The sequence below is a fragment of the Nocardia sp. GTS18 genome (assembly GCF_013839555.1).
Lineage (GTDB): Bacteria > Actinomycetota > Actinomycetes > Mycobacteriales > Mycobacteriaceae > Nocardia > Nocardia rosealba.
Genome location: NZ_JACBIU010000003.1, coordinates 189,239 through 202,469 on the forward strand (window position 1 = coordinate 189,239; position 13,231 = coordinate 202,469).

A 13,231-nucleotide genomic window follows, 5' to 3' on the forward strand; every position below is an offset into this window, starting at 1 on the left:
CCCCTACCGGCCGCGACTTCGGCCGCTAGGGTGTCGAGGCGCTCGAGCCGACCGGGTAGCCTTTCTGACCATGACGAACGGTGAATCGACGCCCACGGAGCTGCACGCATCCGGCACGGTAGGTGTCGCGATGGTGACCCCCTTCAGCGCTGCGGGCAAGCTCGACGTGGACGCCGGGGTGGCGCTGGCCGCTCGCCTGGTCGATCGCGGCGTCGATCTGCTCGTCGTCTCGGGCACCACCGGCGAGTCGCCGACCACCACCGAGTCGGAGAAGGTCGATCTGCTGCGCGCCGTCGTCGATGCCGTCGGCGACCGCGCCACCATCATGGCCGGTGCCGGAACCTACGACACCGCGCACTCCATCGAGCTCTCGCGCGCCGCCGAGAACGCCGGCGCGCACGGTCTGCTCGTGGTGACCCCCTACTACTCCCGGCCGACGCAGGAGGGGCTGATCGCACACTTCACCGCGGTCGCCGACGCCACGTCGCTGCCGGTGACGCTCTACGACATTCCACCGCGGTCGGTGGTGCCGATCGCCATCGACACGATCCGATATCTGTCCGAGCATCCGAACATCGTCGCCGTGAAGGACGCCAAGGGCGACCTCGTCTCCGGTGCCGATCTCATCTCGAGCACCGGACTGGCGTTCTACTCCGGTGACGACGGGCTCAATCTGCCCTGGCTCTCGGTGGGTGCTGTCGGATTCATCAGTGTGATCGGGCATCTGGTGCCCGAACGCCTGCGCGAGATCCACCAGGCCTATACGGCCGGTGAGGTGGCTCGGGCCAGGGAGCTCAACGCGACACTGCTGCCGCTGTACGCGGCCATGACCCGCCTGGGAGGTGTGGCGATGTGTAAGGGAGGACTTCAATTGCTCGGGATCGACGTGGGTGAACCACGGTTGCCCCAGCTGATGCCGACGCCGGCTCAGCTCGACGAGCTGGCGCTGGATCTGCAAGCCGCGGGGGTGACCGCATGACCGAACCCACTGGTCGCAAGCCCCGTCGTCGGGCCGCGTCGCGTCCCGCGGGCGCGCCGGAACCTACCCCGGCCGAGATCGCACAGGCGGCCGAGCCGGTCGCTGTGCCGCCCGTGGCCGAACAGCCCGTGGCAGCACCCGCCGCGGCCGAACCGGTCGCCGAGATCGCCGCCGAGGCGGAACTGACGGCCGAGGCCGAGTCGGTACCCGAGGCGCTCGAGATCGCGCAGGATCGAGCCCCGGCGAAGAAGACGACCTCGCGTCGCGCCAAGGCCAAGCCCGCCGAGCAGGCCGCTACCCAGCAGCCGAACCGTCGCGGTGGCGGCGGCGGCCGGGGTCGCCAGGGTGGTCGCGGCCGCGGTGACGCGCAGGCCGAGCCGCGCGAGAAGGCCGCTCAGGACAAGCTGGGTCTTCCGCCCAAGCTGCCCAAGAACGGGCTGCGCGTGTTCGCCCTCGGCGGCATCGGCGAAATCGGCCGCAACATGACCGTTTTCGAATACAACGGCAAGCTGCTGATCGTCGACTGCGGTGTGCTGTTCCCCGAGGACCAGCAGCCGGGCGTCGACCTGATCCTGCCCGATTTCCGGCCCATCGAGGACCGGATGGACGACATCGAGGCGATCGTGCTCACGCACGGTCACGAGGACCACATCGGCGCGGTGCCGTTCCTGCTGCGCATGCGCCCCGACATCCCGGTGATCGGCGCCAAGTTCACCCTCGCCCTGGTCGCGGCCAAGGCCCGTGAGCACCGCCTGCAGCCCAAGCTGCGCGAGGTCGCCGAGGGCGAGACCACCGTGCACGGCCCGTTCGAACTCGAGTACTTCGCGGTCAACCACTCCATCCCCGACGCGCTGGCCGTGGCCATCCGCACCCCGGCGGGCGTGGTGCTGCACACCGGCGACATCAAGCTCGACCAGCTGCCGCTGGACGGCCGCCTCACCGACCTGGCCGGTTTCTCTCGCCTGGGCGACGAGGGCGTCGACCTGTTCCTGGTCGACTCGACCAACGCCGAGGTCCCCGGCTTCGTCACCCCCGAACGCGAGATCGGCGGAGTGCTCGACAATGTCATCGGCAAGGCCCGTAACCGGGTGATCGTCGCGTCGTTCGCCAGCCACGTGCACCGCATCCAGCAGGTGGTCGACGTGGCCCAGAAGCACAACCGCAAGGTGTGTTTCGTCGGCCGCTCGATGGTGCGCAACATGCAGATCGCCCAGGACCTGGGCTACCTGTCGGTGCCCGACAATGTCGTGGTCGAGATGGATCAGGCCGCGAACCTGCCCGGCAACCGCCTGGTGCTGATCTCGACCGGTTCCCAGGGCGAACCGCTCTCGGCGCTGGCCCGGATGGCCCGCGGCGACCACCGCCAGATCAACATCCGCGCCGACGACCTGATCGTGCTGGCGTCCTCGCTGATCCCCGGCAATGAGAACTCGGTGTTCGCCGTGGTCAACGGCCTGGCCCGGCTCGGCGCCACCGTCATCACCCAGCAGAGCGCCAAGGTGCACGTCTCCGGGCATGCCTCGGCCGGTGAGCTGCTGTACCTGTACAACGCGGTGCGCCCGACCAACGCCATGCCGGTGCACGGCGAATGGCGCCACCTGCGCGCCAATGCCGCGCTCGCGGTGGCGACCGGTGTGCCGGAGGAGCGGGTCGTGCTCGCCGAGGACGGCGTCGTGGTCGACCTGGTCGACGGCATCGCCTCCATCGTCGGCCGGGTCCCGGTCGGGCACGTCTACGTCGACGGGCTCTCCGTGGGTGACGTCGGCGAGTCGACGCTGTCGGACCGCCTGGTCCTCGGTGAGGGTGGCTTCATCTCGATCGCCATCGTCATCGACGCCACCACCGGCAAAACGGTGAGCACCCCCGAGATCAACGGGCGTGGTTTCTCCGACGACCCCACCGCGCTCGACGGCGCGAACGAACTGGTCGAGGCGGAGCTGCTTCGCCTGGCGGGCGAAGGCATCACCGACACCCACCGCATCGCCCAGGGCGTGCGCCGGGTGGTCGGCCGCTGGGTCGCCGACACCTACCGGCGCCGCCCGATGATCGTGCCGACGGTCATCGGCGTCTGACCCTCGAAATACGAAAACCGCCGGGTGACGTTGTCGCCCGGCGGTTTTCGTCGTTTCTCAAGCCTGGCAGGCCGCGGAGTCGAGCTTGGCCGACTTCACGATGTTGCAGGCGAAGGTGTGCGAGACCTTCCACGACTCGTCCTCGGCGACGAAGTCGATGAAGGCGTCCTGCACGGGCTGGCCGTCGATGGTGACATCGGCGTCGGCCTTGAGCTTGCCATCGGCGGGTTCACCCACGTTGGTGATGGAGACCTTCACATTGTTCTTCTTGGCGGCGTCGACGAACTTGTCGACCAGCATCGGGTCCTGGTCGGCGTCCTCGATGTAGGTCTTCTTCTCGTCGGCGGTGAGCTGGCCGCTCATCGCCTTGGTGAGCCGCGCGTTGAGTTCCTCGACGGTGGGCTTGGGCAGGTTCGGCGGGGTGGTCTCGGCGACGTCGCCGCCTTCTTCCTTGTCCTGCTTGGCCGTACCGGACTCGAAGGCGGCCGCGGTGGTGGTGGCGCCCGCGCTGCTCGACTCGGTGTCCGAAGAACCGCACGCGCTCAGCCCAAGCGACGCGACGAGCGCGACGAGGACGGCGGCGGTCTTGATCGGTCGGTTGTTCACTACAACTCCTATGATGGTGGTCGAAACGGTCGGGCTAGAGCTGGTAACCGCTGGTGCAGTTCCAGTGCTTGATCGAGGCATTGCCCGGATTGCGGTTCAGCGCTTCGCGTTTGGCGCCACCGATGGTCGAGGCCGAGCCGTAGCTCCACCAGCCACGCGAGATCGCGATGGCTCCGCACCCGTTGCGATAGGAGACCTTCACGTCGCAACCGCCGCCGCCACCGCCGCGCCGGCAGGCCGACATGGCGCCCGCCTCGGCATCGGCGTAGCTGCCGTAATCGGTCGCGTACCCGTACACCCCCGAATTGACCGACGCCGCGATGGCGCCGTAGTAGCCCGACTGCGCCTGCGCCGGTGCGATGTGCCCCGCGAACATGGTCGCGACGGTGGCACCCAGCACGGCCGCGCTGGTGAGCATTCTCTTCACTTGTTCCCCTTCATACGCATGGGTCGACGACCCGATGGAGCGCAGTCAAAGTACCGAGCGGTGTGCTGCCCGCGCCACCGCTGGCAGCCCAGATCGGCCGAAATACTGGAAATCGGCAAGGATTCGGTAAGCGACGGGCCGCGAAACGCCCTCGATCCGGTATTTCCGCGCGTTGACCGGCGGGCCCGCGACCTGCGGGTCCGGCGCGTATCGGCGGTCACATCACCCGTGGGACCAGTGTTGCGGATGGTCTCGATGGTGTGCGAGCGGCTAGCCTGATCGTCATGGCAGGTAAGTCCCGCAGCACCACGACCTCTCGTGCGCGGGCGGGATCGAGCAGGGGGCAGACGCCGTCGGCGCGGTCTCGTTCGACGACACCGCGAGCGTCGTCGGCCGCGCGTGGGCGAACCACCCCCGCCCGCAGACCCGTCAAACGCGCCTCGAACACCGCACCGCTGGCCGTGATCGGCCGGGGCGTCACCAGCGGCTGGACGATGCTCGCGCGCGGCCTCGGCGCCACCACCCGCACGCTGAGCCGCGCGGGCGAACTCGAGCACGGGCATCGCCGCGACGGGATCGGCTTGGCGCTCATCGCGTTGAGCGTGATCATCGCCGCCGCGGTGTGGTTGTCGGCCGGTGGTCCGGTGGGGCGTTTTCTCGAGGACGTCGTGCGCGCGATCGCCGGGTCGGCGGCCGCGGTGGCGCCGCTGCTGTTCGTGGCGATCGCGGTGGTGCTGATGCGCACCGAACCCCATCCGGAGATCCGGCCACGGCTGGTCCTCGGCGGGCTGCTGGTGATCCTGCCCGCGCTCGGCATCTGGCACCTGGCGGCCGGGTCACCCACCGACGCGCACGGACGTTCGCGTGCCGCGGGCGCGCTCGGCTACGCCATCGGCGGCCCACTCGGCCAGGGGCTCACCCCATGGCTGGCGATGCCGATTCTGTTGCTGGCCATGGTGTTCGGTGTGCTGTTGCTCACGGGGACCACGGTGCGCGAGGTGCCGTCGCGGTTGCGCGAATACTTCGGTCTCGGCGAATACGCCGACGACAGCGACCCTTACGACCCGGCCAACTACGACGCCGACGGATTCCCGGTGCACCGCAACCGGTCCCGTCGCGGCGCAGCGTCGGCGGCCGACGATTTCGCCGGTTCCGACGCGGTGACCGAGTCGCTGGGCGAGCCGCCGCTGCGCGATGCCAAACCTATCGTCGAGGAGCCGCCAGCTCCCGCGCCGAAACCGGCCCGCAAGCGTCCGGCTCCCGCACCCGTCGACCAGACGCCGCCGCCACCGCCGGAACCGGAGTTCGTCACCGATCGTGTGGTCGACGGCGACTACTCGCTGCCGCCGCTGAGCCTGCTGCTCGACGGCGACCCGCCCAAGAAGCGTTCGGCCGCCAACGAATCGATGATCGAGGCGATCACCGAGGTCCTGGTGCAGTTCAAGATCGACGCCGCGGTCACCGGATTCGTGCGCGGGCCGACCGTCACCCGGTACGAGGTGGAGCTCGGCCCCGGCGTGAAGGTCGAGAAGATCACCGCCCTGGCCCGCAACCTCGCCTACGCCGTGGCGACGGAGAACGTGCGCCTGCTCGCACCCATTCCGGGCAAGTCGGCGGTGGGTATCGAGGTACCCAATGCCGACCGCGAACTGGTCCGCCTGGCCGACGTGCTCAAATCGCCGCACACCCGCAACGACCACCATCCGCTGGTGATCGGCCTCGGCAAGAACATCGAGGGCGAATTCGTCTCGGCGAATCTGGCCAAGATGCCGCACCTGCTGGTGGCGGGTTCCACCGGCTCCGGTAAGTCCAGCTTCGTCAACTCGATGCTGATCTCGTTGCTGCACCGGGCCACCCCCGAAGAGGTCAGGATGATCCTGATCGACCCGAAGATGGTGGAACTCACGCCCTACGAGGGCATTCCGCACCTGATCACGCCCATCATCACCCAGCCCAAGAAGGCCGCCGCCGCGCTGGCCTGGCTGGTGGAGGAGATGGAACAGCGCTACCAGGACATGCAGGCCAACAAGGTCCGCCACATCGACGACTTCAACAAGAACGTGCGCTCGGGCAAGATCACCGCTCCGCTCGGCAGCGAGCGGGTCTACCGGCCCTACCCGTACATCCTCGCCATCGTCGACGAGCTCGCCGACCTGATGATGACGGCCCCGCGTGACGTCGAGGACGCGATCGTGCGGATCACCCAGAAGGCGCGTGCGGCGGGCATCCACCTGGTGCTGGCCACTCAGCGGCCCTCGGTCGATGTGGTGACCGGTCTGATCAAGACCAACGTGCCCTCGCGGCTGGCGTTCGCGACGTCCTCGCTCACCGACTCGCGGGTCATCCTCGATCAGCCGGGCGCGGAGAAGCTGATCGGCATGGGTGACGGCCTGTTCCTGCCGATGGGCGCGGGTAAGCCGACGCGTCTGCAGGGTGCCTTCATCTCCGACGAGGAGATCCAGGCGGTCGTCGAGTACAGCAAGACCCAGGCCGAACCGGAGTACCAGGAGGGCGTCACCGCCGCCAAGGCAGGCGAGACCAAGGACGTCGACCCCGATATCGGTGACGACATGGACGTGTTGCTGCAGGCGGTGGAACTGGTGGTCACCTCACAGTTCGGCTCCACCTCCATGCTGCAGCGCAAACTGCGTGTCGGTTTCGCCAAGGCGGGCCGGCTGATGGACCTCATGGAGACCCGAGGTGTCGTCGGCCCGAGCGAGGGCTCCAAGGCACGCGACGTGCTGGTGAAGCCCGACGAACTCGATGGTCTGCTGTGGTCGATCCGTGGCGGCGATCCGGCGGATTCCGGGGACGGCGAATAGCGCACTGCTGGTTTGCTCTGACCGTGCCGTCAGCGAGCGGCGACGAACGAGGAGGGACCGGGGCGCGGAGTGCCGATCGCGGACAGCGGTCGGAGGCGGGCTCGGGTCAGTTGCCGATGCCCGCGCGCGACACGCGCTGGGGGAGCGCGGCGTCCTCGGGCAGCCGTGACATCGCGGCGAAATGGTTGTACTCGGCGGTCACGGCTGACTCCTCTCGCGGTGCCGGTGGGTGGTCGATGTGTCGACGGTAGCAGCGGCCGTGACGAGGCGAAACGGGTTTTCGGCTCGGCTACCGGCGTGGACGGGTTCGCGCGGCTGTGTGTGGAATCATGGCGGGCAATCGCTCCGCAAAGTTGGCTGAAACGGACATATTGGACATGATGGACGGCATGAACCTCATCGATCGGACCACTTCATGGATGTGACCACGCTCGAATGGGTGATCACCGGCTTGGTGATCCTCGGACTGTTCGTCTTCGACTTCTTCGCTCACGTGCGCACGCCGCACGAACCGACCTTCAAGGAATCGGGCATCTGGTCGGCCGTCTACATCGGCCTCGCTCTGCTGTTCGGCGGGTACGTCGCCTGGAAATGGGGCGGCACCTTCGCCGGGGAGTACTACGCCGGTTTCGTCACCGAGAAGGCGCTCTCGGTGGACAACCTGTTCATCTTCCTCATCATCATGACCACCTTCGCGGTGCCGCGGATGTACCAGCAGAAGGTGCTGCTCATCGGCATCGTGCTCGCCCTGGCGATGCGCGGTGTGTTCATCGCCGTCGGCGCGGCCGCGATCAGCGCGTTCAGCTGGGTGTTCTACCTGTTCGGCGCGTTCCTGATCTACACCGCGATCAAGCTGCTGCGCGAGAGCGGGCACGAGGCCGAGCACGAGGAGCAGCGCGACAGCCGCATCGTCGCGCTGGCCAAGCGGGTGCTGCCGACCACCGACCAGTACGACGGCGACAAGCTGATCACCAAGATCGACGGCAAACGAGTGGTCACCCCGCTGCTGATGGCGCTGCTGGCCATCGGTTTCGCCGACCTGCTCTTCGCCCTCGACTCGATTCCGGCCATCTACGGTCTCACCGAGCAGCCGTACCTGGTGTTCACCGCCAACGCTTTCGCCCTGATGGGTCTGCGTCAGCTGTACTTCCTCATCGGTGGGCTGCTGGACCGGCTGGTGTACCTGTCCTACGGTCTGGCCGCCATCCTGGCGTTCATCGGTGTGAAGCTGGTGCTGCACGCGCTGCACGAGAACACTCTCGGCTTCATCAACGGTGGCGAGCACGTGAGCGTGCCGGAGATCTCCACGCCGGTGTCGCTGAGCGTGATCCTCGGAATTCTCGTGATCGCGACGGTGGCGAGCCTGCTGAAGACCCGCCGCACGTCTGTCTGACCGACGCGGAACAGCCCGGAACCCGTGGGGTTCCGGGCTGTTCGCGTGTGCGGGCTATTCGGAGAAGGCGCCCATCACGGGCAGCCACTCGACCACGCGCACGTCCTCGATCAGGCCGAGTTTCGCGAACGGGTCCTCGGTGAGCAGTTGCTCGAGCGAGGACTTGTCCTCGGCCCGGAACAGCAGCAGGGCGCCCGAACCGTCCGGGTACGGGCCGCTGGTGAGCACGGTGCCCGCGTCGACCAGGGCATTCAGCCAGCCCCGGTGCTCCGGCCGGTTGGTTGTCCGCTCGGCCGCGGTGGCCTCGGTGTAGGTGTAGTGGACGGCGAAGATCGGCACGTCGATCAACTTTCTCGCGGTGGGTATCTACAGGGTGAGCAGCATGCGGGTGTTGCCGAGGGTGTTCGGCTTCACGAAACTCAGGTCGAGGAACTCGGCGACACCGGTGTCGTAGGAACGGCACATCTCCGCGTACACCTCGGCGGTCACCGGCGTGCCGTCGATCTCCACGAAACCGTGCCTGCCGAAGAAGTCGACCTCGAAGGTGAGCACGAACACCCGCTGCAACTGCAGCTCCCGTGCCACCTCGACCAGCTGACGCACCACCGCGCCGCCCACCCCGCGCCCCTTGACCACCGGATCGACCGCGACCGTGCGCACCTCGCCCAGATCGGCCCACAACACGTGCAGCGCGCCGCATCCCACGACCCGGCCCTCGACCTCGGCAACCCAGAATTCCTGCACCGACTCGTACAGGGTGACCAGGTTCTTCTCCAGCAGGATCCGGCCGGCGTACTCGTCGACCAGACGTTTGATCTCGGGGACATCCGAGGTTCGCGCTCGTCGCACGGTGACGTCTCGAACTGGCGCCACGGTAGGCGCGGACGGGTGCGCGTCGCTGGTCGGACCACCTGCTGGTCCCCGTGAAGTCATGGGGTGCACAGTAGTCGGCCCGGTTACCGATAGTCTGAACATGTGCCGCACATCCTGTCGTTCCGCTCATCGCATCGCGCCGGGCCCGGCGACCGGGGAATACGGCACTGCACGCGTGAGCAAACATCGCGCGACACACCCGATATTCGGCGCAGTGCCGGTGAGTGCCGAGAGGGCGGGGGCATGAGAGGTCAGCGCCTGGCGGCGGAAGCGTGCGTGACCACGGAGGGCGCCCGACCATGCCGAGAAGACGCAGCATGAGCGTGCGACCCGAGGAGATCGAACGCGAGACGGGGCGGCTACCGGGGATGTCCGAACATCAGGTTCCGGTGGTCAATATCGCGAACGTGCTGACGGTGGCGCGCATCGTCCTGGTGCCGCTGTTCGTGCTCGCGCTGTTCGCGGACGGCGGGCACGACACCCGCTGGCGCGTGATCGCGGCGGCCGTCTTCGGCCTCGCCGCCATCACCGACCGGTTCGACGGGCAACTCGCCCGCAAATACGGTCTCGTCACCGATTTCGGCAAGCTCGCCGACCCCATCGCCGACAAGGCGCTGATCGGCGCCGCCCTGATCGGGCTCTCGATCCTCGGCGATCTGCCGTGGTGGATCACCCTGGTCATCTGCGGCCGCGAACTCGGCATCACCCTGCTGCGGCTGGTCGTGGTGCGCCGCGGAGTGATCCCGGCCGGGCGCGGCGGCAAACTCAAGACACTCGTGCAATCGGTGGCCATCGCCCTGCTGGTGCTGCCACTGTCCGGTGCGTTCGCCACCGCGGGCATGGTGTTGATGTACCTGGCCGTGGCGCTCACCGTGATCACCGGCCTCGACTACGTCGGCCAGGCCGTGCGGGTATGGGTGGCGGGTGGTCGCGCGCGCAACGAGTCGCGCGGGTGAACGACCCCCTGATCGCCGGTGCGCCGGTCGCCGAGCTGGTCGCGGCACTCACGGCCGCGGGCCAGACCGTCGCCACCGCCGAATCGCTCACCGCGGGGCTGCTCGCCGCGACGATCGCCGGGGTGCCCGGCGCGAGTGCGGTGCTGCGCGGCGGACTCATCGTCTACGCCACCGACCTGAAGCACCGGCTCGCGGGAGTGGACGAGGAGGTGCTGCTCGTCGAGGGCGCGGTCGCGGCTTCCACCGCCGAACAGCTCGCCGTCGGCGCCCGCGAACGCTGCGGGGCGGACTGGGGGATCGGCCTCACCGGGGTCGCTGGACCCGATTCCCAGGACGGGCATCCGGTCGGCACGGTATACCTCGGAGTAGCCGGACCCGATCACAGCGCGGTGAGCCGGTTGAAACTGCACGGTGACCGGTGGAACATCAGGATCGGTGCGGTGCACAACGCGATCGGGGAGTTATTGCGCTGTGTCGGTGGGTACGGCGATGTGACGACGGACTAGCCGCGTCCGGGAACCCTCGGCCGCTGCTCGACGTTGTGCCAGAAAGAGGTGAGCACCGCCCGAGGCGGTGACCCGAGGTGGAGGAGAACGAGATGACGCTGCTGCGGGAGGCAATCGGGGACAGTCTGCGGCGTGCGCGTCTGGCCCAGCATCGGACGCTGCGCGAGGTGTCGACCTCGGCGCGCGTGAGCCTCGGCTATCTGTCGGAAGTGGAGCGCGGCCGCAAAGAAGCCTCCAGTGAACTGCTCGCCGCCATCTGCGAGGCACTCGACGTGCCGTTGTCGCGGGTGCTGTGGGACGTGAGCACCATCATGGCCGGAGCCGACGGCTCCGCGCCCCGCGAACCCGCGCTCACCGAGCCCGTGGCCGAACCCGTCGCCGAACCGGTGCCCGCCGAGCCGTCGGCCACCGCGAGCGCGCAGGCCGACGTGGACGCGCGCATCGGGATCGCCGAGGACACCCGCATCGTCATCCCGGCCCCGCGGGCCGAGATGCTGGTATTGGTGAAAGGGATGTGACGCGGCGAACCCGCGTGACGCTGCGCACTACTGGTGAGAGCGGATAGATTCTCATCAGGCGTCGAGTGGGCCGGTCATATCGGTCCGGGTGCCGCATGGTGAAGGATAAGCACATATCTGGTGCGTGACGGTCGCGCACCACCAGTCGCACGAGCGACGCACAGATGGAGGCGGGATCAATCGATGGCTAATCCGTTCGTGAAGGCCTGGAAGTACATGATGGCCCTTTTCGACTCCAAGATCGAAGAGCATGCGGATCCGAAGGTCCAGATCCAGCAGGCGATCGAGGAGGCGCAGCGTCAGCATCAGGCGCTGTCGCAGCAGGCGGCGTCGGTGATCGGCAACCAGCGTCAGCTGGAGATGAAGCTGAACCGCCAGCTCGACGAGGTCGAAAAGCTCAACGCCAATGCCCGCCAGGCCGTCACCCTGGCCGATCAGGCGCAGGCCGCGGGCGACACCGAGAAGGCGATCCAGTACACCAACGCCGCCGAGGCGTTCGCCGCCCAGCTGGTCACCGCCGAGCAGTCGGTGGAAGACCTCAAGGTGCTGCACGACCAGTCCCTGCAGGCCGCCGCACAGGCCAAGAAGGCGGTCGAGCAGAACGCGATGATGCTGCAGCAGAAGGTCGCCGAGCGCACCAAGCTGCTCAGCCAGCTCGAGCAGGCCAAGATGCAGGAGCAGGTCTCGGCCTCGCTGCAGCAGATGGACTCCACCCTGTCCGCGCCCGGTTCCACCCCCAGCCTCGACGCCGTGCGCGACAAGATCGAACGCCGCTACGCCAACGCCCTCGGTTCGGCTGAGCTGGCCCAGAACTCGGTGCAGGGCCGGATGATGGAGGTGCAGCAGGCCAGCATCCAGATGGCCGGGCACAGCAAGCTCGAGCAGATCCGTGCCTCCATGCGCGGCGATGCCCTGCCCACCGGGAACAACGCGGCCATCGACCCGGCCAAGCAGCAGCCCGCGGCGCCGCAGATCAACAAGGGTGGCCAGGCGGCTCAGCAGTAGCGCAGTAGCCACGCCACCTCGGGCCGTCGGCCGACGCTCGATACTCGCGCCCGTCGCGGGCGTCGAACGCCGACCGGCGGCCCGGCCCTGTTCAGGGTGAGGTTGTCGTACCCGCGTGGCACTCTGGGTAGGTGGAAGGATCACGATGAGCGGCAGAACGCGGCGCGACCGGATCGAGGTCGCCGATCCGATGGCGGTTGTGCAGTCGACGATGAACGGCGGGGTTCCGGCGACACTGCGCGGAGTGGGCGAGCAGGCGCTCGTCGCGGTGCGGCGCTGGGCCGACCCCCGCGAGCGTGAGTTGCGGCGTCGCCGCCGGATGCGCAGGCGCAGTTTCCAGCTGGGTACGGCTTCGGGGATCACGACGGTCGGCGCGGTGGGGTTGGCCGTGGTGTCGGCGCCGGCGTGGGCGGTGGTCGTCATCGGTGGTGGGGCAGTGGCTTTCGTGACCGGCGCCGCGGTGAACGCGCGGCGGTATCTGCGCACCCGCAGTCAGCCGTTGCCGCAGGCGACCTTCGTGCCACGCAAATCACCGGGACTGCGGTCGGCGGCCCGGTCGCCGATCCAGCGGCTGATCCGCGCCGAACGCGCGCTGCACGGACTCGGTTCCCAGATCGCGCGCACCAGGCGCCTCCCCGAGGACGAGTTGCGCGATCTGCTCGCTACGGCGAACTCCGGCGCCGCGGCCCTGCACGCGCTGGCCGCCGACGTGGTCGCCATGGAACAGGCCGCCGACACAGTGGGCCGGGCGAACCCGGAGACGGTGTCGGCGTTGAAGGCCACGGTCACCGCCGTGCTCGCGCGCCTGGAAACCGGCGTCGTGGAGTACGAACAGCTCGTCGCGGCGGCCGCCCGCATCCTGGCCGTCCCCGAGGACACCGTCGTCGCCTACCAGTTCAACGGAATCGTGGCCGATCTGCGCGAAGCCGCCGACCGCCTCGACGGCTGGGCCCAGGCCCTCACCGAGATGGCCGACGGACCCGGCTTGTCGTCGCCCGATCTTCCCCGCTGAAATCTCGCCCGTACGGATCCCATACTCGCGCAGCGGGTATGGCGGATCGGGCGGCCCGACTC

The 13,231-nt window shown here is 68.4% G+C and carries 13 protein-coding genes; 9 read left to right on the forward strand and 4 right to left on the reverse strand.

The features are described 5' to 3' along the window. Positions 1-70 precede the first annotated feature (70 nt). Both dapA and HYG95_RS05630 read left to right on the forward strand, forming a co-directional pair. On the forward strand, positions 71-979 hold the full coding sequence (dapA, locus tag HYG95_RS05625; RefSeq protein WP_067492706.1) for a 4-hydroxy-tetrahydrodipicolinate synthase: 909 nt from the start codon (positions 71-73) through the stop codon (positions 977-979). After that, a complete protein-coding gene (locus HYG95_RS05630; protein ID WP_255495007.1) occupies positions 976-3,051 on the forward strand; it encodes a ribonuclease J in 2,076 nt (691 codons plus the stop codon). The genes dapA and HYG95_RS05630 overlap by 4 nt, the downstream gene beginning before the upstream one ends. Positions 3,052-3,108: 57 nt before the next feature. Here HYG95_RS05630 and HYG95_RS05635 read toward each other — a convergent pair whose 3' ends face one another. Next, positions 3,109-3,657, reverse strand: coding sequence for a hypothetical protein (locus HYG95_RS05635; RefSeq protein ID WP_067636350.1), 549 nt, complete (start codon positions 3,655-3,657; stop codon positions 3,109-3,111). A gap of 34 nt (positions 3,658-3,691) precedes the next feature. Next, positions 3,692-4,075: a DUF4189 domain-containing protein gene (locus tag HYG95_RS05640; protein ID WP_225280807.1), complete on the reverse strand. Its 384-nt coding sequence runs from the start codon at positions 4,073-4,075 to the stop codon at positions 3,692-3,694. Positions 4,076-4,368: 293 nt separating this feature from the next. Here HYG95_RS05640 and HYG95_RS05645 point away from each other — a divergent pair, with 293 nt between their 5' ends. After that, complete coding sequence (locus HYG95_RS05645) at positions 4,369-6,906, forward strand: DNA translocase FtsK (RefSeq protein WP_181696929.1); 2,538 nt, start codon at positions 4,369-4,371, stop codon at positions 6,904-6,906. Positions 6,907-7,321: 415 nt separating this feature from the next. Beyond that, positions 7,322-8,299, forward strand: a complete 978-nt coding sequence (locus HYG95_RS05650; RefSeq protein ID WP_181696930.1) for a TerC family protein — start codon at positions 7,322-7,324, stop codon at positions 8,297-8,299. A gap of 54 nt (positions 8,300-8,353) precedes the next feature. Here the strand turns inward: HYG95_RS05650 and HYG95_RS05655 are convergent, their stop codons facing one another. Both HYG95_RS05655 and HYG95_RS05660 read right to left on the reverse strand, forming a co-directional pair. Next, on the reverse strand, positions 8,354-8,638 hold the full coding sequence (locus HYG95_RS05655; protein ID WP_181696931.1) for a YciI family protein: 285 nt from the start codon (positions 8,636-8,638) through the stop codon (positions 8,354-8,356). A 27-nt stretch (positions 8,639-8,665) separates the two neighbouring features. Then, entirely contained in the window at positions 8,666-9,232 is a 567-nt protein-coding gene (locus tag HYG95_RS05660) for an amino-acid N-acetyltransferase (RefSeq protein ID WP_084456481.1), read from the reverse strand. Between the two features lie 257 nt (positions 9,233-9,489). Here HYG95_RS05660 and pgsA point away from each other — a divergent pair, with 257 nt between their 5' ends. The 5 genes from pgsA to HYG95_RS05685 all read left to right on the forward strand — a co-directional run bounded on the left by pgsA (position 9,490) and on the right by HYG95_RS05685 (position 13,169). After that, complete coding sequence (pgsA, locus tag HYG95_RS05665) at positions 9,490-10,128, forward strand: CDP-diacylglycerol--glycerol-3-phosphate 3-phosphatidyltransferase (protein WP_181696932.1); 639 nt, start codon at positions 9,490-9,492, stop codon at positions 10,126-10,128. Then, the gene (locus HYG95_RS05670) at positions 10,125-10,634 is read left to right on the forward strand and encodes a CinA family protein (RefSeq protein ID WP_181696933.1); all 510 of its coding nucleotides are present in this window, start codon (positions 10,125-10,127) and stop codon (positions 10,632-10,634) included. The genes pgsA and HYG95_RS05670 overlap by 4 nt, the downstream gene beginning before the upstream one ends. Before the next feature lie 92 nt (positions 10,635-10,726). Then, positions 10,727-11,152: a helix-turn-helix domain-containing protein gene (locus HYG95_RS05675; protein WP_067492978.1), complete on the forward strand. Its 426-nt coding sequence runs from the start codon at positions 10,727-10,729 to the stop codon at positions 11,150-11,152. Between the two features lie 183 nt (positions 11,153-11,335). Beyond that, positions 11,336-12,157 carry a PspA/IM30 family protein gene (locus tag HYG95_RS05680; protein WP_067492725.1) on the forward strand — a complete coding sequence of 274 codons (822 nt, stop codon included), beginning with the start codon at positions 11,336-11,338 and terminating at the stop codon, positions 12,155-12,157. Between the two features lie 145 nt (positions 12,158-12,302). Then, entirely contained in the window at positions 12,303-13,169 is an 867-nt protein-coding gene (locus HYG95_RS05685) for a hypothetical protein (protein WP_255495008.1), read from the forward strand. Positions 13,170-13,231: the final 62 nt, after the last annotated feature.

What these genes read in the sequence shown, in the direction of transcription:
- HYG95_RS05650 (WP_181696930.1), top strand. Translation starts at nt 7,322, where the DNA reads ATGGATGTGACCACGCTCGAATGGGTGATCACCGGCTTGGTGATCCTC.
- HYG95_RS05640 (WP_225280807.1), bottom strand. Translation starts at nt 4,075, where the DNA reads ATGCTCACCAGCGCGGCCGTGCTGGGTGCCACCGTCGCGACCATGTTC.
- HYG95_RS05675 (WP_067492978.1), top strand. Translation starts at nt 10,727, where the DNA reads ATGACGCTGCTGCGGGAGGCAATCGGGGACAGTCTGCGGCGTGCGCGT.
- HYG95_RS05645 (WP_181696929.1), top strand. Translation starts at nt 4,369, where the DNA reads ATGGCAGGTAAGTCCCGCAGCACCACGACCTCTCGTGCGCGGGCGGGA.
- HYG95_RS05660 (WP_084456481.1), bottom strand. Translation starts at nt 9,232, where the DNA reads ATGACTTCACGGGGACCAGCAGGTGGTCCGACCAGCGACGCGCACCCG.
- HYG95_RS05685 (WP_255495008.1), top strand. Translation starts at nt 12,303, where the DNA reads ATGAGCGGCAGAACGCGGCGCGACCGGATCGAGGTCGCCGATCCGATG.
- dapA (WP_067492706.1), top strand. Translation starts at nt 71, where the DNA reads ATGACGAACGGTGAATCGACGCCCACGGAGCTGCACGCATCCGGCACG.
- pgsA (WP_181696932.1), top strand. Translation starts at nt 9,490, where the DNA reads ATGAGCGTGCGACCCGAGGAGATCGAACGCGAGACGGGGCGGCTACCG.
- HYG95_RS05680 (WP_067492725.1), top strand. Translation starts at nt 11,336, where the DNA reads ATGGCTAATCCGTTCGTGAAGGCCTGGAAGTACATGATGGCCCTTTTC.
- HYG95_RS05630 (WP_255495007.1), top strand. Translation starts at nt 976, where the DNA reads ATGACCGAACCCACTGGTCGCAAGCCCCGTCGTCGGGCCGCGTCGCGT.